This is a genomic window from Psychroserpens mesophilus (assembly GCF_050617655.1).
GTDB classification, from domain to species: domain Bacteria; phylum Bacteroidota; class Bacteroidia; order Flavobacteriales; family Flavobacteriaceae; genus Psychroserpens; species Psychroserpens mesophilus_A.
This window is the reverse complement of sequence record NZ_JBODQC010000005.1, coordinates 198,749-219,889: the sequence shown is the minus strand read 5'-3', so window position 1 is coordinate 219,889 and position 21,141 is coordinate 198,749. Positions and strand designations below refer to the sequence as shown.

Genomic DNA, 21,141 nt, shown 5'->3' with positions numbered 1-21,141 from the left:
CATTGCTCAGTAAAATATTATGAGAGCCTCCTATAACAAACCATAAATTCCTTTATGCTTCAAATTCTAAGCCTGACCTGTTGGTCCAAAATTTAATGGAATTGGAGGTTGCTCTGTAAAGTATTTTGAGAACCTCCTATAACTAACCATAAATTACTTTATGCTTTAAATTCTAAGCCTGACCTGTTGGTCCAAAATTTAATGGAATTGGAGGTTGCTCATAATCTTTGATTTCACCATGAGCTTTCTCAAACCTATTCACATTATCTCCTAAAGCCTTTAGCAAACGTTTAGCGTGCTGTGGCGTTAATATAATTCTAGATTTCACCTTACTCTTGGGAGTACCAGGCATTATGCTTACAAAATCAACCACAAACTCTGATACTGAGTGATTTATAATTGCTAAGTTAGAATAGGTTCCTTCAGCGATTTTTTCATCTAACTCGATATTAATTCCTTGTTTCTTATTCTTATTTTCTTCCGCCATCATAAACTTGTTTGTTCTTCCATAAAGGAAGATTGTTATTAATATTTTATTAAAAAAGCCCTCAAACAAATTAATGTATGAAGGCTTTTATTTTAAGGATTCCTACATTGATCATTCATACTAACCTTCAATAAGGTATTCGTGAATCTTAAATATCGTAGGAATGACAAATTAATTATAGTTCATTTCTTCTTTAGCTTTCATCATTTCATTGAATTCTTCTTTGGAACCTACAATAATGTTATCAAACTTTCTAACACCAGTTCCTGCAGGAATTCTATGACCTACGATAACATTCTCTTTTAAACCTTCAAGATCATCTACTTTAGCATTTACAGCTGCTTCGTTAAGAACCTTAGTTGTTTCCTGGAACGATGCCGCAGAAATAAATGATTTCGTTTGTAACGATGCTCTTGTAATACCTTGTAGAATAGGAGTCGCAGTTGCTGGTTTTGCATCTCTTGCAGTAGCCAATGCTTTATCTTCTCTACGTAATATTGAGTTTTCATCTCTTAATTCTCTCGCTGTTAAAATCTGTCCAGGTTTTAACGTTTGAGAATCACCTGCATCTTCAATAACTTTCATTCCGAAAATCTTATCGTTTTCTTCAATAAAATCTGCTTTGTGAGCTAATTGATCTTCTAGGAAAATTGTATCACCAGAATCAATGATTCTAACTTTACGCATCATTTGTCTTACAACGACTTCGAAGTGCTTATCGTTAATTTTCACTCCTTGTAAACGATATACCTCTTGTACTTCGTTTACTAAGTATTGTTGCACTGCAGAAGGGCCTTTGATATTTAAAATATCATTAGGAGTTATTGAACCATCAGATAAAGGCATACAAGCTTTAACATAATCATTTTCTTGTACAAGAATTTGATTAGACAATTTAACTAAGTATTTCTTAATCTCACCTAATTTAGACTCTATGATAATCTCACGGTTACCTCTTTTTATTTTACCAAACGAAACAACTCCGTCAATCTCACTAACAACAGCAGGATTAGAAGGGTTACGTGCTTCAAATAATTCAGTTACACGAGGAAGACCACCTGTAATATCACCTGCTTTTGCAGATTTACGAGGAATCTTAACTAAGATTTTACCAACCTTAATTTTTTCTCCGTCATCAATCATTAAGTGAGCGCCTACAGGTAAATTGTAAGAACGTATAGCTTCTCCTTTTGCATCTTCAATATGAAGTGTTGGAATTAATTTCTTGTTTCTAGATTCAGAAATCACTTTCTCTTGGAAACCTGTTTGTTCATCAATTTCAACTTGATATGTGATACCTTGTTCGATATTTTCATATCGTACCTTACCAGCAAATTCAGAAATAATTACACCGTTGTATGGATCCCAAGAACATATTACATCTCCAGCCTTCACTTTATCTCCTGGTTTTACATAGATGAATGATCCGTAAGGAATATTATTTGTGCTTAATGTGATACCTGTTTTTGTATCAACCAGTTTCAATTCTGAAGTTCTAGAGATAACAACATCAACATCTTTTCCTTCGTTATCTTTAGTTTTTACAGTTTTAAGGTCTTCAATTTCAGCAATACCATCAAACTTAACCGTTAACTTATTTTCTTCTGAAATATTACCTGCAATACCACCAACGTGGAATGTACGTAAAGTAAGTTGTGTACCAGGCTCTCCAATTGATTGTGCAGCCACAACACCAACAGCTTCACCTCTTTGTACCATTTTACCTGTCGCTAAATTACGACCGTAACATTTAGAACAAATCCCTTTTTTAGCTTCACAAGTTAATGCAGAACGTACTTCTACTGCATCGAGTGGAGAATCTCCAATACGTTTAGCAATAGCATCGTTAATATGTTCACCCGCTCCAACTAAAAGCTCTTCAGTAATTGGATCATACACATCATTTAATGAGGTACGTCCGACTATTCTTGCTTCAAGTTTTTCAATAATCTCTTCATTTTTCTTTAGAGGATTCACTTCAATACCTCTTAAAGTACCACAATCTTCGGTGTAGATAATTACATCCTGAGATACATCTACCAAACGACGCGTTAAGTAACCTGCATCGGCAGTTTTAAGTGCTGTATCGGCAAGACCTTTACGAGCACCATGCGTTGAGATAAAGTATTCTAAAATTGAAAGTCCTTCCTTAAAGTTAGAAAGAATCGGGTTTTCAATAATTTCACCACCACCTGCATTAGATTTTTTAGGTTTCGCCATTAATCCACGCATACCTGTTAACTGACGAATCTGTTCTTTAGATCCACGAGCTCCAGAATCAAGCATCATAAATACTGAATTAAATCCTTGTTGATCCTCGCGAATACGTTTCATGGATAACTCTGTTAATTCAGCATTAGTAGACGTCCAGATATCAATAACTTGGTTATAACGTTCGTTATTTGTAATTAATCCCATGTTATAGTTACCCATGATTCCATCAACCAACGTATTGGCTTTGTCAATCATATCTTGTTTTTCAGATGGAATAATGATATCTCCTAAGCTGAAAGATAAACCACCTTGGAAAGCAAACTTATATCCTAGAGTTTTAATTTCATCTAAGAATGCCGCTGTTTCAGGCACACTTGTTACCTTTAAAATACCATGAATGATATCTCTTAAAGATTTCTTAGTTAAAACTTCATTTATATATCCTGCTGCTGCTGGTACTTTTTCGTTGAAAAGTACACGTCCAACAGTTGTTTCAATAATTTGAGTGGTTAATTCACCTTCTTCATTAAAATCCTGAGTTCTTACTTTTATACCTGCATTTAAATCTACTTTCTTTTCATTATATGCAATGGTTACCTCTTCAGGAGAATAGAATGTCAAACCTTCACCTTTTACAGTATAATCTTTATCAGATTTTCTGAGCTTAGTCATATAGTATAAACCAAGTACCATATCTTGAGAAGGAACTGTTACAGGAGAACCATTTGCTGGGTTTAAGATATTATGTGATGCTAGCATCAATAATTGTGCTTCCAAAATTGCTTCTGGACCTAACGGTAAATGCACAGCCATCTGGTCACCATCAAAATCGGCATTAAATGCAGTACACACTAATGGGTGTAACTGAATCGCTTTTCCTTCAATTAGTTTTGGCTGAAACGCCTGAATACCAAGCCTGTGTAATGTAGGAGCTCGGTTTAATAATACAGGATGCCCTTTAAGAACATTTTCTAAGATATCCCAAACAACAGGCTCTTTTCTATCTATAATTTTCTTAGCAGATTTTACTGTTTTTACAATTCCTCTTTCAATTAGTTTTCTAATGATAAAAGGTTTGTATAGTTCAGCTGCCATATTTTTTGGCAATCCACATTCAAAGAGTTTTAATTCTGGTCCAACAACAATTACAGAACGTGCAGAATAATCAACACGCTTACCTAGTAAGTTTTGACGAAAACGTCCTTGCTTACCTTTTAAGGAATCTGATAATGATTTTAAAGGTCTGTTAGAATCTGTTTTTACTGCAGAAGCTTTACGTGTATTATCAAACAATGAATCTACCGATTCTTGTAACATACGTTTCTCATTACGAAGAATAACTTCAGGTGCCTTGATTTCAACTAAACGCTTTAAACGGTTGTTACGAATAATAACACGACGGTATAAATCATTTAAATCTGATGTTGCAAAACGTCCACCATCTAAAGGCACTAATGGTCTTAATTCTGGCGGAATAATTGGAATAGCCTTCATGATCATCCATTCTGGTCTATTCTCTCTATTCAAGTTAGAATCTCTGAATGCTTCAACAACTTGTAAACGTTTTAGAGCTTCAGTTTTACGTTGTTTAGACGTTTCTGTATTTGCTTTGTGACGTAATTCAAATGATAAATCATCTAAATCAATTCTTGCTAAAAGGTCTATTAAGCATTCCGCTCCCATTTTAGCAATAAATTTATTCGGATCTGTATCCTCTAAGTACTGATTTTCTTTCGGAAGTGTTTCAAGAATATTTAAGTATTCTTCTTCTGTTAAGAAATCCATTTTTTGTAATGGTTCTCCTTCAGCATTCATGGCTTCACCTGGTTGAATTACCACATAACGTTCGTAATAGATAATCATATCCAGACGTTTAGATGGTAAACCAAGTAAGTATCCTATTTTATTTGGTAACGAACGGAAATACCAGATATGCGCTACAGGCACAACAAGATTGATGTGTCCTACGCGATCACGACGTACTTTCTTTTCAGTTACTTCAACACCACAACGGTCGCATACGATTCCTTTGTAGCGTATTCTTTTATATTTCCCACAAGCACATTCAAAATCCTTTACAGGACCAAAAATACGCTCACAGAATAAACCATCACGTTCAGGTTTATGTGTTCGATAATTAATAGTTTCTGGTTTTAAAACTTCACCACGAGATGCTGCCAAAACAGATTCTGGAGATGCTAGACCAATAGAAATTTTATTAAATTTCTGAATTGTATTCTTATCTTGTCTTCTTGCCATTTTATTATAGTATTCAGTAATCAGTATTCAGTTGACAGTGTTACCTGCAAACCGAATACTATCAACTGTTTTATTATTCTTCTAATCTAATATCTAATCCTAATCCTTTCAATTCGTGCATGAGTACGTTGAAAGATTCAGGTAGTCCTGGTTCTGGCATTGGCTCTCCTTTTACGATAGCTTCGTAAGTTTTAGCTCTACCTATCACATCATCAGATTTAACTGTTAAGATCTCACGTAATGTAGCTGAAGCTCCATAAGCCTCAAGTGCCCAAACTTCCATCTCACCAAAACGCTGACCACCAAATTGGGCTTTACCACCAAGAGGTTGTTGCGTAATTAATGAGTAAGGACCAATTGAACGTGCGTGCATCTTATCGTCAATCATGTGACCTAACTTAATCATATAAATCACACCTACTGTTGCTGGTTGGTCGAAACGATCTCCTGTTCCACCATCATATAGATATGTATGACCGAATCTTGGTACACCAGCTTCGTCTGTAAACGCGTTGATTTGATCTAGAGTTGCTCCATCGAAAATTGGTGTTGCATACGTACGACCTAATTTTTGTCCAGCCCAACCAAGAACCGTTTCATAAATCTGTCCGATGTTCATACGAGATGGTACACCTAACGGGTTTAATACGATATCAACAGGTGTTCCATCTTCTAAGAATGGCATATCCTCCTGACGAACGATACGAGCAACAATACCTTTATTCCCGTGACGACCTGCCATTTTATCACCTACTTTTAATTTACGTTTTTTAGCAACATAAACTTTAGCCAATTTGATAATACCTGCTGGTAACTCGTCACCTACAGAAATGGTAAACTTCTCACGACGTAATGATCCTTGAAGATCATTTTCTTTAATCTTATAGTTGTGAATTAAATCTGCAACCAGAGTATTTAAATGGTCATCAGTTGTCCAAGTTCCTGAAGTTAAATGTGTATAATCATCTACAGCATTTAACATTTTAAGTGTGTACTTCTTTCCTTTAGGAATGATTTCTTCACCTAAATCATTATAGATACCTTGAGCTGTTTTTCCATTTACCAGAGCGAATAATTTTTCAACTAAAACAGCTTGTAAATCATCAAACTTCTTGTAGTAGATGTTTTCTAATGCTTCAATATCTTCCTTATCTTTTGCTCTCTTACGTTTATCTTTAATAGCTCTTGAAAATAATTTTTTCTCAATAACAACACCATGTAATGAAGGAGATGCTTTTAAAGACGCGTCTTTTACATCACCTGCTTTATCACCAAAGATAGCACGTAGTAGTTTTTCTTCTGGAGTAGGATCAGATTCCCCTTTAGGTGTAATCTTACCAATAAGAATATCACCAGGTTTAATTTCTGCTCCAATTCTAATCATACCATTTTCATCAAGATCTTTAGTAGCCTCTTCTGAAACATTAGGAATATCATTAGTTAATTCTTCGTTACCTAATTTAGTATCTCTAACTTCTAATGAATACTCATCTATATGAATTGATGTAAATATATCGTCACGAACAACCTTTTCAGAAATTACGATAGCATCCTCAAAGTTGTAACCTTTCCACGGCATAAATGCTACTTTCATGTTACGACCTAATGCTAATTCTCCATTTTCAGTAGCATAACCTTGACAAAGTACCTGTCCTTTTTTTACCTTATCACCTTTCTCGACGATTGGCTTTAAGTTAATAGATGTACCTTGGTTTGTTTTTCTAAATTTCACCAATGGATAAGTTTTAGTATCACTCTCAAAACTTACCATTGCTTCTTCTTCTGTACGCTCGTATTTTATTGTAATTTCATTTGCATCAACGTACTCAACAGTACCATCACCTTCAGCATTGATTAATACTCGAGAATCGGAAGCGACCTGACGTTCAAGACCAGTTCCAACAATTGGAGCTTGAGGACGCAATAGAGGTACTGCTTGACGCATCATGTTAGATCCCATCAATGCACGGTTGGCATCATCATGCTCTAAGAACGGAATCAAGGATGCCGATATCGAAGCAATCTGGTTAGGAGCAACATCTGTGTAATGTACGTTAGCTGGATCAATTACCGGAAAATCACCTTCCTGACGTGCAATAATCTTATCTTCTAATATTTTTCCTTTATCATCTACACGAATATTCGCCTGAGCGATTAACATGTCTTCTTCTTCCTCTGCACTTAAATAAACAGGTGTGTTTTTAATATCAACAACGCCACTATCTGCCTTTCTGTAAGGTGTTTCAATGAATCCCATTGAATTTACTTTTGCATACACAGATAAAGATGAAATTAATCCAATGTTTGGTCCTTCAGGAGTTTCAATTGGACAAAGTCTTCCGTAATGCGTGTAGTGAACATCACGAACCTCAAAACCTGCTCTTTCTCTTGATAAACCTCCTGGTCCTAAAGCTGATAGACGACGTTTGTGTGTAATCTCTGCTAATGGATTGGTTTGATCCATAAATTGAGATAGCTGGTTTGTTCCGAAGAAAGAATTAATTACAGAAGATAAAGTCTTCGCATTAATTAAATCAATTGGAGTAAATACTTCATTATCACGAACATTCATACGCTCACGAATGGTACGAGCCATACGCGCTAAACCAACACCAAACTGAGAAGATAATTGCTCACCAACTGTACGTACACGACGGTTTGATAAGTGATCAATATCATCAATCTCTGCTTTAGAATTGATTAATTCAATTAAGTATTTAATAATAGTTATAATATCTTCTTTGGTAAGCACTTGCTTATCCATTCCGATATCTAACTGTAATTTTTTGTTCATTCTGTAACGACCTACTTCACCTAATGAGTAACGTTGGTCAGAGAAGAATAATTTGTCAATGATACCACGTGCTGTCTCCTCATCTGGCGGCTCAGCATTACGTAATTGACGATAAATGTGTTCAACAGCTTCTTTTTCAGAGTTTGTTGGATCTTTCTGTAATGTATTATGAATAATTGCATAATCTCCTTGTTGTGCACTTTCTTTGTGTAAAAGAATTGTTTTTACTCCAGCCTCAAGGATTTCTTCAATATTGTCTTTATCTATAACTGTGTCACGATCTAGAACAATTTCGTTACGTTCGATTGAGACTACTTCTCCTGTATCTTCGTCTACAAAATCTTCATGCCATGTATTTAAAACACGAGCAGCTAATTTACGACCAATGACTTTTTTAAGACCTGATTTTGATACTTTAACTTCTTCAGCAAGGTCAAAAATCTCTAATATATCTTTATCACGTTCAAAACCTATCGCTCTAAATAATGTTGTAACAGGTAACTTTTTCTTTCTATCAATGTAAGCATACATTACCTGATTGATATCTGTAGCAAATTCTATCCAAGATCCTTTAAAAGGGATGACTCTTGCAGAGTATAATTTTGTTCCATTCGCATGGAATGATTGACTAAAGAATACACCAGGAGATCTATGTAACTGTGATACAACTACACGTTCTGCACCATTTATACAGAAGGTTCCACTAGGTGTCATATAAGGAATTGTTCCCAGATATACATCTTGAACAATGGTTTCAAAGTCTTCATGCTCAGGATCTGTACAATACAGTTTTAAACGCGCTTTTAATGGCACACTGTATGTTAATCCTCTTTCGATACATTCTTCAATTGAATAACGTGGTGGATCAATGAAATAATCCAGAAATTCTAATACGAATTGGTTACGTGTATCTGTAATAGGAAAGTTTTCCATGAAGGTATTATACAATCCTTCATTTCCTCTTTGTTCTGATTTTGTCTCTAACTGGAAAAAATCCTGAAAGGATTTAATTTGAATATCCAAAAAATCTGGATAATCAGTTCTGTTTACTATGGAAGAGAAATTTAATCTTTCAGCTGTATTTGCTAACATCGATGAACGAGATTTTGATTAAAAAAAAATTTGTTTTTTTGCGTACGCTTTATATACACAAAAGGGTTTAGGTCATTCCGAGTGTTTCGAAAGACCTAAACCATAATTTGTAGGTTTGTTAAGCTTACTTAAGCTCAACCTCTGCTCCTGCTTCTTCTAATTGAGATTTTAGAGCTTCAGCTTCATCTTTAGCAACACCTTCTTTGATAGCACTTGGTGCATCGTCTACTAAACCTTTAGCTTCTTTTAATCCTAAACCAGTTAATTCTTTAACTAATTTTACAACAGCTAATTTAGAACCACCTGCTGCTTTAAGGATTACGTCGAATTCTGATTTTTCTTCAGCTGCGTCTCCGCCTGCTGCTGCTCCACCTGCTGCTACTGCTACTGCAGCTGCTGCTGGTTCAATACCATATTCGTCTTTTAATATTGTAGCTAATTCATTAACTTCTTTTACTGTTAAATTAACTAATTGTTCTGCGAAATCTTTTAAATCTGCCATTTCTACCGTTTTTAATAATTTTTAATAATATAATTTGTTTAAGTGCGTACTTATTTGATTATCCTTCTTTTTCGGATAATGTTTTGATAATACCTGCTAATGTTCCACCACCTGATTTAAGTGCTGAAATAACATTCTTAGCTGGCGACTGTAATAATGATACAATATCTCCAATCAATTCTTCTCTAGACTTGATATCTACTAACATGTCTAATTGATCATCGCCAATATAAATTGCTTCTTCAATAAAAGCTCCTTTAAGCAAAGGCTTATCAGATTTTTTACGGAAGTTTTTAATTACTTTAGCTGGAGCATTACCAGTTTCAGAATACATTACAGAGGTATTACCTTTTAACACTGTAGGAAGGTTTCCGAAGTCTCTTTCGGAAGCTTCCATAGCTTTTGTTAATAATGTATTTTTTACTACGCTTAATTGCACGTTTGCCTTAAAACAAGCGCGACGTAAATCTGAAGTGTTACCTGCATTCAATCCTGAGATATCAGCTAGATAAATATTTGCATTATCTGCTAATTGAGCAGTCAACTCTTCAATTACTTGTGATTTTTCTTGTCTTGTCATAATAATAAAGATTTAACTACTTAACTTATTTTTGGATCAACAGCAATACTTGGGCTCATTGTGCTAGACATGAAGATACTCTTCATATACACACCCTTAGATGCTGTCGGTTTCAACTTATTTAAAGTGGTCAACAATTCCATTGCATTGTCCTGTAATTTATCAGCACTAAAAGATGCTTTACCTATAGGAGCATGTACAATTCCTGTTTTGTCAACTTTAAAATCTATCTTACCAGCTTTAACTTCGGCTACTGCTTTAGCAACATCCATAGTAACTGTTCCTGTTTTAGGATTAGGCATCAAACCTCTTGGACCTAACACTCTACCTAAAGGACCTAATTTACCCATAATGGCAGGCATTGTAACGATAACGTCAACATCTGTCCAGCCACCTTTAATCTTTTCAAGGTATTCATCAAGTCCAACATAATCTGCTCCGGCAGCTTTAGCTTCTTCCTCTTTATCAGGAGTTACTAACGCCAAAACTTTCATATCTTTACCTGTTCCATGTGGAAGTGACACTACTCCTCTAACCATTTGATTGGCTTTACGAGGATCTACACCTAATCTTACTGCTAAATCTACTGAAGCATCAAATTTTGTGTAAGTGATCTCCTTTAATAATGCTGAAGCCTCTTGAAGAGAATACAATTTATTCTTCTCAACTTTAGCCATAGCCTCTTTTCTCTTTTTTGTTATTCTTGCCATTTCAAAAATTTTTAGTTAGGTGCTTCTCCACCTTTAACTGTGATTCCCATTGATCTTGCAGTACCAGCTACCATTTTCATAGCAGATTCGATTTCAAATGCATTTAAATCTTGCATTTTATCTTCTGCGATAGCTTTAACCTGATCCCAAGTTACTTTTGCAACTTTTTTTCTGTTCGGTTCTCCAGATCCTTTCTTTACTTTGGCCGCTTCTAATAATTGTACCGCTGCAGGAGGTGTTTTGATCACGAAATCAAAAGACTTGTCTTTATAAACAGAAATAACAACTGGAAGAACTTTACCAGGTTTATCCTGAGTTCTAGCGTTGAATTGTTTACAAAATTCCATGATATTAACTCCAGCAGCACCTAAAGCGGGTCCAACCGGTGGCGACGGATTCGCTGCACCTCCCCGAACTTGTAATTTAACTACTTTACCTAATTCTTTTGCCATTTTACTAATTTTAGTTTTGTATCTCTTTTATTTTGGAAGCTAAAAGATATACTATCTGTATTGTAACAATTATTATACTTTTTCAACTTGCATATAACTCAACTCTAATGGTGTTTTTCTTCCGAAAATTTTAACCATAACTTCAAGTTTACGCTTTTCTTCATTTATCTTTTCAATGGTTCCATCAAATCCATTAAATGGTCCATCGATAACTTTTACAGTTTCACCAATAGTGAAAGGTATTGCTACGTTTGCATCTGAATCAACAGATAACTCATCCACTTTACCTAACATTCTGTTTACTTCAGACTGTCTTAATGGCACAGGATCTCCACCTTTAGTTTCTCCTAAAAATCCTATAACATTAGTTATCGATTTAATAATATGTGGAATTTCTCCACTTAAATTAGCCTGAATCATTATATAACCAGGAAAGTAAACACGTTCCTTGTTTATTTTTTTTCCGTTACGGATTTGAATTACTTTTTCAGTAGGCACTAAAACCTGATCAACATAATCTTCTAAACCTAACCTAGAAATCTCGTTTTCTATATAAGTCTTGATTTTATTTTCCTGACCACTTACAGCTCTAACTACATACCATTTTTTATTTACACTTGTCTCAGACATCTTTCTTTGCTTTTATAGTTAGTTAGTTAAATCAAGTCAAAATAAGCCTTGATAACTTTACTGAAAACAGTATCAACTCCCCAAATAGCTAATGAAAAAATTATTGAAAACACAGCTACTAAAATAGTCAAGCTTTGTGCTTCTGACCATGCTGGCCATGTCACATTATTCTTTAATTCTTCAAAAGATTCTTTAATATAATTTACTATTCCTGCCATTTGATTTTCTATTTAAACACTTTTTTTTTAGAATGTGGCAAGCACAAACTCATTTAGTGTTGTAAACTTATTGAGAAACTAAATTTGATTACTTTTCAACTTAATCAAGTTTCGTTTATTCTATTTGCACGGGTTGAGAGACTCGAACTCCCGACACCTGGTTTTGGAGACCAGTGCTCTACCAACTGAGCTAAACCCGTAAATATGAATCAAGGCGTTCGCCTTCGACAAACACCTTAATTCATATTTATATACTAAATATTTTAGTCTAAAATCTCAGTAACCTGACCTGCACCTACTGTTCTACCACCTTCACGAATTGCAAAACGTAAACCTACATTCATTGCAATTGGCTGGATTAATTCAACAGTAATAGTTAAGTTATCACCAGGCATTACCATTTCAACTCCGTCAGGAAGCGCAATGTTTCCAGTCACATCAGTTGTACGTACGTAAAACTGTGGACGGTAATTGTTATGGAATGGAGTGTGACGTCCACCTTCTTCTTTCTTAAGAATATAAACCTCAGCTTTAAATTTAGCATGTGGAGTTACAGAACCTGGCTTAGTAATAACCATACCTCTAGAGATTTGAGTTTTCTCAATACCTCTTAATAAGATACCTGCGTTATCTCCAGCTTCTCCTCTGTCTAGGATTTGACGGAACATTTCAATACCTGTAATAGTAGATGTTAATTTCTCAGCACCCATACCAATAATCTCAACTGGATCACCTGTATTGGCAACACCAGTTTCAATACGACCTGTAGCAACAGTTCCACGACCTGTAATTGAGAACACGTCTTCAATTGGCATTAAGAATGGCTTATCCATATCACGAGTTGGCTCTTCAATCCAGTTATCAACAGCTTCCATTAATTCCATTACTGTATCTACCCATTTTTGCTCACCATTAAGTGCACCTAAAGCAGAACCAGCAATTACAGGACCATTATCTCCATCATACTCATAGAAAGATAATAAATCTCTGATTTCCATTTCAACTAATTCTAATAACTCTTCATCATCAACCATATCCACTTTATTCATGAATACTACAATGCGAGGAATACCTACTTGACGTCCTAAAAGGATGTGCTCACGAGTTTGTGGCATTGGACCATCTGTAGCAGCTACAACTAAAATTGCACCGTCCATTTGAGCAGCACCAGTAACCATGTTCTTTACGTAATCGGCGTGACCTGGACAGTCAACGTGAGCGTAGTGACGATTTGCTGTTGCATATTCAACGTGTGATGTATTAATTGTGATACCTCTTTCTTTTTCTTCTGGAGCGTTATCAATTTGATCAAATGATCTTGCTTCTGATAAACCTGCATCAGCTAATACTTTAGTAATAGCAGCAGTTAAAGTTGTTTTACCGTGATCTACGTGTCCAATAGTACCTATATTAAGGTGTGGTTTTGAACGATCGAAAGTTGCCTTTGCCATGTTTAATTTATTTAATCTTATTTATATTAGTGTTCAATTTAATTCTGCAACAAATAAAGAGCCAATGACGAGATTTGAACTCGTGACCTCTTCCTTACCAAGGAAACGCTCTACCCCTGAGCTACACCGGCTTTAAGGTCGTATTGATTGATTAAAATTTCTAATCAAAAACGTTAACTCAAGATAAAATTAAACTAAAACATTTAGTTCAATTTAGAGCGAGAGACCGGGTTCGAACCGGCGACATTCAGCTTGGAAGGCTGACGCTCTACCAACTGAGCTACTCTCGCATTATTTACAACTTTTCTAAAAGTTGAAGGTTTCAATATTTCAAATTCATATTGATTTTGGGTTACCTCGCTTCGCTTAGTAAGCCTGGATTGATGACCCAATCCATAAATTTTCTAAATATAATTCACAAAAGCTTGCTTTCGTGAATTCTCTATTAGAACTTAATTTGTGGGGAGAGCAGGATTCGAACCTGCGAAGACGTAGTCAGCAGATTTACAGTCTGCCCTCGTTGGCCGCTTGAGTATCTCCCCAATTTTAAAGAACTTTTGCTAAAATAAACTACTGTTACTTTTAGACTTTTTTTGAGCCGATGGAGGGACTCGAACCCACGACCTGCTGATTACAAATCAGCTGCTCTAGCCAGCTGAGCTACATCGGCTTTTATATAACTTTTTTGCTATAAAAAAAGCCCGCTATTTCTAACGGACTGCAAATGTAAAGATTTATTTATTTATTCAAAACATTTTTTGAAAAATTTTATCACATATATGTTCTTAATTTTTCTTTTCGCTTTTTTAATTGCCTTTCTAAGGACGAAACTGCCATATCTGTACCCTCCTCAAATGTTTTACATTGCTTCTTTACAACAAAACTATCTCCTGGCACATTTACTCTAGCTTCAAAAATTTTATTTTCTTTACCGCTTGTATTTTCAACCTTAAGATAGACATCGGATTGTATGACTTTATCATAAAACATATCTAACTTATCCATTCGCTTTTGAATGAAATCAATTAGTTTTTTGTCTGCGTTAAAATTTACGGATTGTGTGTTTACCTTCATATTCAATCTTTTATTGGTTAAACAATATTATTTTTTACTTCTTGGATGTGTTTTTGAATACACATTTTTTAATTCTGCTATACTATTATGTGTATAGACCTGTGTTGCTGCTAAACTAGAATGACCTAGAAGTTCTTTTACAGCATTTAGATTTGCACCTTGATTTAGCAAATGAGTCGCAAATGAGTGCCTTAAAATGTGCGGACTACGTTTGACCTTTGTAGATGCAATACTAAAGTAATCATTTATAATTCTGTAAACAAGCGTTTCATAGATTTTAACCCCTTTTTTGGTTAAAAACAAATACGATTCATCTTGAATAACATGGAGTTCTTTACGCTTATTGATATACGCTTGTATTGTATTAACTACAGATGGGATTAACGGTATAAATCGCTCCTTATTTCTTTTCCCTAATACTTTTAATATGTTTTTAGCCAGATCAACATCATGGAGTTTAAGCTGTACAAGCTCAATCCTTCGAATCCCTGTTGCATAAAATAGTTCAATAATTAATCGGTTTCTCAAGCCTTCAAAGTCTGTAGCAAAATTTAGTTCTTGAAGTACTGTTTTAATGTCTTGTTCAGAAAAAGGCACCTGAATTTTTTTACTGGTTTTTAATGCTTTGTGTTTTGTTAGTGGATTAACATCAATGTCTTCTGTTTTTAAAAGAAACTTGTAATATGCATTTAAGGAGGATATTTTTCTGTTAATGCTTCGGTTTGAGATTCCGCTATTAACTAATACTATTATCCAACTTCTTATGTGCTGATAATTTGTATTAGAGATTGATTCAGAATCATATTCAGATTCCATGAAATTAGAAAAATCATGTATATCTTTGAGATATGCCTTGAGTGTTAACTGAGAATAGTTTTTTTCAAGTAATAAATAATCTGAGAATGATTGAAATGACATTTACGCATTTTAGAATTAAATCTAAAATACAAAGTTTTAATTACAATACGATTTAGAAATAAAAAAATCCCATTATTTCTAATGGGATTTTAAATCATATAAACACAATTAAATGCTTTCCTGATCTCTTAGACCTTGAACATATTGTGCTTTTTGTATTTGGGCTCTTCGTTCAACAGAAGGTTTTGTAAACTGCTTACGAGCATTTAATGCACGCTTTGTACCTGTTCTATCAAACTTACGTTTGTAACGCTTTAGCGCTCTATCTATATTTTCTCCTTCTTTTACTGGTATTTTTAACATAGTGTCTTAACCTCCTCTCTTTTAGAATTTTTAAGGCTGCAAATATAGGAAGGAATTTAAAATTTCAAAATAAAAATCTTATTTTTTGAACAGATGACTTATTTTTAAAAATTACTGCTTAAAAAGAGAAGCTCGTTTGCTTAGATCTTTTATGAGTTGCTCATCTTCTTCGCTTTCTAAAATAATGTTATAGTTTTTCCAGAAAGCTTTATCGTATGGCTTTGGCGCAAAGATATCTGCATCCCATTTTGTGTTTAAAGCTTCTGCAATAATTTGGTCGTCTTCTATTATGTCTGAAAATAAAATTTCTTGAATCGTGTAGTAAAAACGTTCCTCATTATAATACTTTGCTTTTTCTTCTTCAGTTAGTTTTTCTGTAGTCTTCAAACCTACATTGACAAGCTTAGGTGTTTCGTAATAGATATAATTTGGATACATCTTATCATTGTATTCCATATAGGTCATTACTAATTTATGGTTAACTTGAGTACCGAAAAGAGTTTTACTTCTAGTTTTTTGAGCATCTGAAGCAGCCACAAGTTCATATTCAATTTTTTTAATCGCATAATTATCCCAATAAATATAGACCCAACCTTTAGCGTGATAACCACCATTAAAAATCCCTTTGGTTTCAAGGTCTACATATTCTTTTCCTTCGGAAATTTGAATTTTATAAATTTTACGATCGTTATCTACTAAAACCGTATCTAATTTAAATTGGTGCTTTTCTAAAATATCGTCTCCAAATAACGTCTTAGCAGTATTAGAATTTCTTATCAGGTTTAATTTTCCTTTAAATAAGTTTTCGAGACCATTAACTCTGGTGTCATTCCATTTAATTGCTTTAACCAAAGACGCTGTCTTGATAGTATCCCTTTTTAAGTTTTTGGCTTTAAGTTTTCTATTATTTTCATAGCGTTTAAGGTATGAATAATATGAAAAGATACTATCTACATCGCGAAGATCATAGCTTTTACGAACCTGATCTACATTAATCTTTAAATGATTTTCTGAAGGCACTGAATAACCCGAATCATATACAGTAATTGCACTTTCAATAAGCCACTTAAACTCTTTAGCATTTCGCTCTTTGTGTCTTAAAAATCCTTTTTGAATGTATGCAGAATCCGGAAGGTTTTCAGACAACTTTTCAATTGCTTTTAATACAATATCATTTCCAGTTTTTGGCCGGTTTTCAGCAACAAGGATAATCTCATCTAAAGCAGCAATATCTTCTTCTAAGTAAACCTCTTCTGAATTGTCAAATTCGTTAACTGGAATTTTAAAACTTTTATAACCTATAGATGAAATAATAAGTGTGTCAGATTGTAATTCTTTGGCGACTTGCAGCACAAATTTACCATCCTCGTTACTCACAGTACCTATTGTTGTATTTTTAATATAAATACTTGCACTCTCAATTGGCATTAACGTCGTAAAATCTACAATCTTATTTTTGAGTTCAGTTTGCGAAAATGAAACCATACTGAAAACACAGAAACAGTATGTAATGAATTGTTTTGTCAATTGAGATTTTATCATAATTTATTTGAGATTAAGTCGCTGGTTTATAATCTTTCTTATCTATAACCATCTTTGCAATTATTTCTCTTAATATCTCAGAAGTTCCACCTCCAATAGGTCCTAACCTGCTATCACGTAATAATCTCGCTAAAGGATATTCTTCCATATAGCCATAACCTCCTAAAAACTGCAGACAATCGTACATGACTTCATCTGACATTTTTGTGCATTGAAGTTTAGACATGGTGGCTTCTTTCACCACATATTCACCTTGATCTAATCGACTTGCAACAGAGTAGTTAAATTCTTTACAGATTTCCATTTCTGTATATCGATCTGCTATTTTATGTCGTAGAGCCTGAAACTTATCAATTGTTCTTCCGAAGGCTTCACGTTCACTCATATACTTCAACGTATACTCTAATGCATACTCGGCTCTTGCGTGCGCATTGATTCCCATGATTAAACGCTCTAAGGCAAAATGTTGCATGATATAAGGAAAGCCTTTATTTTCTTCTCCCATTAAATTAGAATCAGGTATGACAACATTATCGAAAGCAATTTCTCCTGTGTCTGATGCTCTCCATCCTAATTTATCTAGTTTGGTAGCAGAAATACCAGGTGTATCTCTATCCATAATGAAGATACTAATTCCTTTATTTCCAAGTTCAGGATTTGTTTTCGCCGCAACAACTAAATAGTCACTATAAACACCATTGGTTATAAATGTTTTAGAACCATTAATAACATAAGTGTCTCCTTTTTTCACAGCTGTGGTTCTCATACCTGCTACATCGCTACCTCCAAAAGGTTCTGTAATACAAAGACATCCTATTTTATCTCCAGTAATACTAGGAGCTAAATATTTTTCTTTGATGGCGTGATCGCCTTCTTTATTGACATGTGTCATTGCTAAGTAAGTGTGTGCCCAGATTGCAGCTGCAAATCCTCCAGAATTCACTTTCTGTAATTCTTCAAGTAAGATTACAGTATAGAATAAATCGAGATCCATTCCTCCATATTTTTCAGGATACGCAATACCGAAGAATCCCATGTCTCCAAATTTTTTCCAGATAAAGCGTTCTATATGACCTGTTTCTTCCCATTTTTCAATATGAGGAACGACTTCTTTTTGTAAAAAGTCTCTTAAACTTTGTCTAAATAATTCATGTTCTTCAGTGAAGTACCTACTATTCATAGTGTATATTTTTAATGTTTTTAAAGCGCTTCCTGTGTCTTCGCAATGCAACAGATTGCTCTTTTTTTTTGCCTTAAAATCTTTGTTTTAATCTAAGGTCAAATATAACTTAATTATCTCAATTTTTTTGACAGGAAAGTCTTTAACTTTATTTAATTCATCTAAGGATTTAAAGCCTTCTCTTAGTGTACGCTCTTCAATTATGGAATGTGCAATTTCATAATCAATATATTGAATCGTAACTAATTCTTCAATTGTAGCTGTATTAAGGCTTAACTTTTTAACTGGCTTAGCATCCTTAACTGTAAATTCGTTTAGTGTTCGTTCAATCACTTCAGGCGATAAGCCATACACGTCTTGAAGTTGTACATCAGCAATAAAATTTCCTCCCAGCTTTGTTCTGTAAGCCACAATACGTTCGGACAATTTTTCACCAATTCCATTTACCTTTTTTAGTTGCTCTGCTGTTGCTGTATTTAAATTCTGTTTTTGATCAAATGTTTTGGGTGTGTTGCCTTTTGAATAGGCATATTGTGTTTTTGGTTTCGGATTTGTTACCCAATCTGGAAATTTAAAATAAGGTGATATTTCTTCTAAAAGAGAATCTGAAACTTTAGTGACATTTTGAAAATCTTTTACTGAATTGATCCATTTATTTTGTTTTCTAAAGGTCAGTAATCTATCAATTTCATCTGTACTCATTCCGAGTGTATACCCTTTATAATCTGTAATAAAATTTGGATTAAATGGGTAGATTTTCGGTTTACGTTCATCAATTCTGACAAGTTTAAGCGAATCGACTTCAGCCTGAAAAATTGCTAAATTATTTTGATTGACATCAATTTCCTCCGAAGAAAAATCAACAAAAAAATAAATACATTGCAGAATTAGAATGAGAAGTAATAACATAAAAATCCCACTTCGTTGCTGTTTAGTAAACGTGAAGTGGGATTTAATATGTTTCATTTTTAATATGTTATAAGTGTTCGTTTAAATCTTCAGCTCCTTCATCAATAGCTTCTTCTTTTACTGCAATGGCTTTGTAATATCTGTTTAGTTCTTTTTTTATGATAGGAGACAGTAAAATGACACCTATAATATTTGGTACAACCATGGCGAAAATCATGGCGTCTGAGAAATTAATAACAGCGCCTAAACTTATTGAAGCACCTACTACTACGAAAAGCAAAAATAAAATTTTATAGACTAAGTCTGATGTTTTTCCTTTTCCGAAAAGAAACACCCAACCTTGCATACCATAATAGGACCAAGAAATCATAGTTGAGAATGCAAAAAGAATCACTGCAATTGTTAGAATTACAGAAAAATGTGGAATAACTGAATCGAAAGCCTGAGCTGTGATTTCAACACCTTCCGTGATTTCAACACCATATTCCATAAATGCACCATCAAAGTTTGTAATTACAATAACCAAAGCGGTCATTGTACAAATTACAACCGTATCTACAAATGGTTCTAAAAGTGCAACAATACCTTCACTAGCAGGATATTTTGTTCGCACTGCAGAGTGCGCAATTGCTGCAGAACCAACACCAGCTTCGTTAGAGAATGCACCACGACGAATACCTTGTATCATCACACCTACTAATCCACCAGCAATTCCTAATCCGGAAAATGCACCTTCATATATTAAAGCAAAAGCATCATCAATAAGCGTAAAGTTAGCACCTAAAATAATTAAGGCAGCTAGCACGTATATTCCAGCCATAAAAGGCACTACTTTTTCGGTAACTTTTGCTATTCTTTTGATACCTCCTATAATTACAATGGCAACCAGAATAGCCATAACGATTCCGAAATAAAGTCCTGCATTTCCACCTTCTAATTCAAAAAGCTTCACAAATTGAGCAGCTGCCTGATTGGCCTGAAACATGTTTCCACCTCCAAAAGAACCACCTATTACAAAAATGGCGAATAAAACGGCTAATACTTTTCCAAATCCGCCCATACCTTTAGACTTTAATCCTTTGGTTAAATAGTACATCGGACCACCATAAATGGTTCCATCTTCTCCAACATCTCTGTATTTTACACCAAGTGTACATTCTGCAAATTTTGATGCCATACCTAATAATCCAGCAACAATCATCCAAAACGTAGCTCCTGGTCCACCAATAGAAAGTGCAACAGCAACACCAGCGATATTTCCTAAACCTACTGTTGCAGATAAAGCAGCAGTTAAGGCCTGAAAATGCGATACTTCTCCATCTGCACCTTCATCTCTTATGGTTTCAATAAGATCTTCTCCTTCATTAGGAGTACTATCTCCATATAAGGTATCTGCATTAGATGTATTTTCGTCTAAATTAACATTGATTGCAATTCCGTCATCTCCATAAAGCTTATCAGCTCCATGTTTTTCGATATCTTCATATTGACCTCTAACAACTTTAATAGCTGTTCTAAACCCTGTAATATTTATAAACCTAAAATAGATTGTAAAAAATAATGCTCCGCCTATTAATACGATAAGCACCCAAGGAATTTTATAATCTTCAGAAAATGGAATTTCATAAAAAATAGCTTCAACAAACCATCCTGTATACTTTGTAAAAACAGCATCTATTTGTTCAGATGTTGTTTCTTGAGCGAATGTTACTAACGGAAGTATTGTAGCAAAAAGTGAAAGAAGACATTTCTTCATTTGAGAATTATTTAAATTAGTTAGTTATTATAAGGCTCACAAGATGCTAAAAAAAATTGATTTTATAAAG

The 21,141-nt window shown here is 34.3% G+C and carries 17 protein-coding genes and 5 tRNA genes; all 22 read right to left on the bottom strand.

Going from position 1 to position 21,141, the window contains the following annotated elements; translation table 11 throughout:
• Positions 1–172: 172 nt before the first annotated feature.
• Positions 173–487 (bottom strand): DUF3467 domain-containing protein, encoded by a 315-nt coding sequence (locus tag ACRHNM_RS11160; protein WP_431136575.1) that lies wholly within the window; start codon positions 485–487, stop codon positions 173–175.
• A gap of 171 nt (positions 488–658) precedes the next feature.
• Positions 659–4,960, bottom strand: a complete 4,302-nt coding sequence (gene rpoC, locus ACRHNM_RS11155) for a DNA-directed RNA polymerase subunit beta' (protein WP_431136559.1) — start codon at positions 4,958–4,960, stop codon at positions 659–661.
• A gap of 73 nt (positions 4,961–5,033) precedes the next feature.
• Positions 5,034–8,846, bottom strand: a complete 3,813-nt coding sequence (rpoB, locus tag ACRHNM_RS11150) for a DNA-directed RNA polymerase subunit beta (RefSeq protein WP_431136557.1) — start codon at positions 8,844–8,846, stop codon at positions 5,034–5,036.
• 124 nt (positions 8,847–8,970) lie between these two features.
• Positions 8,971–9,348, bottom strand: coding sequence for a 50S ribosomal protein L7/L12 (gene rplL / locus ACRHNM_RS11145; protein ID WP_431136555.1), 378 nt, complete (start codon positions 9,346–9,348; stop codon positions 8,971–8,973).
• A 58-nt stretch (positions 9,349–9,406) separates the two neighbouring features.
• A complete protein-coding gene (rplJ, locus tag ACRHNM_RS11140; protein ID WP_431136553.1) occupies positions 9,407–9,928 on the bottom strand; it encodes a 50S ribosomal protein L10 in 522 nt (173 codons plus the stop codon).
• 20 nt (positions 9,929–9,948) lie between these two features.
• The gene (gene rplA / locus ACRHNM_RS11135) at positions 9,949–10,638 is read right to left on the bottom strand and encodes a 50S ribosomal protein L1 (RefSeq protein WP_431136551.1); all 690 of its coding nucleotides are present in this window, start codon (positions 10,636–10,638) and stop codon (positions 9,949–9,951) included.
• 11 nt (positions 10,639–10,649) lie between these two features.
• Complete coding sequence (gene rplK, locus ACRHNM_RS11130) at positions 10,650–11,090, bottom strand: 50S ribosomal protein L11 (RefSeq protein WP_425077597.1); 441 nt, start codon at positions 11,088–11,090, stop codon at positions 10,650–10,652.
• Between the two features lie 72 nt (positions 11,091–11,162).
• On the bottom strand, positions 11,163–11,720 hold the full coding sequence (gene nusG / locus ACRHNM_RS11125) for a transcription termination/antitermination protein NusG (RefSeq protein ID WP_431136549.1): 558 nt from the start codon (positions 11,718–11,720) through the stop codon (positions 11,163–11,165).
• Between the two features lie 26 nt (positions 11,721–11,746).
• Positions 11,747–11,938 (bottom strand): preprotein translocase subunit SecE, encoded by a 192-nt coding sequence (secE, locus tag ACRHNM_RS11120; protein WP_431136547.1) that lies wholly within the window; start codon positions 11,936–11,938, stop codon positions 11,747–11,749.
• A 127-nt stretch (positions 11,939–12,065) separates the two neighbouring features.
• A tRNA-Trp gene (locus ACRHNM_RS11115) sits at positions 12,066–12,138 on the bottom strand.
• Positions 12,139–12,201: 63 nt separating this feature from the next.
• Positions 12,202–13,389, bottom strand: coding sequence for an elongation factor Tu (gene tuf, locus ACRHNM_RS11110; RefSeq protein WP_431136545.1), 1,188 nt, complete (start codon positions 13,387–13,389; stop codon positions 12,202–12,204).
• A gap of 59 nt (positions 13,390–13,448) precedes the next feature.
• A tRNA-Thr gene (locus ACRHNM_RS11105) sits at positions 13,449–13,520 on the bottom strand.
• An 86-nt stretch (positions 13,521–13,606) separates the two neighbouring features.
• Positions 13,607–13,679 (bottom strand) — tRNA-Gly (locus ACRHNM_RS11100).
• A gap of 170 nt (positions 13,680–13,849) precedes the next feature.
• Positions 13,850–13,931: transfer RNA gene (locus ACRHNM_RS11095), tRNA-Tyr, on the bottom strand.
• 54 nt (positions 13,932–13,985) lie between these two features.
• Positions 13,986–14,059 (bottom strand) — tRNA-Thr (locus ACRHNM_RS11090).
• Positions 14,060–14,160: 101 nt separating this feature from the next.
• A complete protein-coding gene (hpf, locus tag ACRHNM_RS11085) occupies positions 14,161–14,463 on the bottom strand; it encodes a ribosome hibernation-promoting factor, HPF/YfiA family (protein ID WP_431136544.1) in 303 nt (100 codons plus the stop codon).
• 27 nt (positions 14,464–14,490) lie between these two features.
• Positions 14,491–15,381 carry a tyrosine-type recombinase/integrase gene (locus ACRHNM_RS11080; protein ID WP_431136542.1) on the bottom strand — a complete coding sequence of 297 codons (891 nt, stop codon included), beginning with the start codon at positions 15,379–15,381 and terminating at the stop codon, positions 14,491–14,493.
• Positions 15,382–15,489: 108 nt separating this feature from the next.
• A complete protein-coding gene (gene rpsU / locus ACRHNM_RS11075; protein ID WP_040251429.1) occupies positions 15,490–15,684 on the bottom strand; it encodes a 30S ribosomal protein S21 in 195 nt (64 codons plus the stop codon).
• Between the two features lie 111 nt (positions 15,685–15,795).
• Positions 15,796–17,226, bottom strand: coding sequence for a carboxypeptidase-like regulatory domain-containing protein (locus ACRHNM_RS11070; protein ID WP_431136540.1), 1,431 nt, complete (start codon positions 17,224–17,226; stop codon positions 15,796–15,798).
• Between the two features lie 13 nt (positions 17,227–17,239).
• Complete coding sequence (locus ACRHNM_RS11065) at positions 17,240–18,406, bottom strand: acyl-CoA dehydrogenase family protein (protein WP_431136539.1); 1,167 nt, start codon at positions 18,404–18,406, stop codon at positions 17,240–17,242.
• Positions 18,407–18,493: 87 nt separating this feature from the next.
• Positions 18,494–19,372 carry a ComEA family DNA-binding protein gene (locus ACRHNM_RS11060; RefSeq protein ID WP_431136537.1) on the bottom strand — a complete coding sequence of 293 codons (879 nt, stop codon included), beginning with the start codon at positions 19,370–19,372 and terminating at the stop codon, positions 18,494–18,496.
• Between the two features lie 10 nt (positions 19,373–19,382).
• Positions 19,383–21,071 carry an alanine/glycine:cation symporter family protein gene (locus ACRHNM_RS11055; RefSeq protein WP_431136535.1) on the bottom strand — a complete coding sequence of 563 codons (1,689 nt, stop codon included), beginning with the start codon at positions 21,069–21,071 and terminating at the stop codon, positions 19,383–19,385.
• Positions 21,072–21,141: the final 70 nt, after the last annotated feature.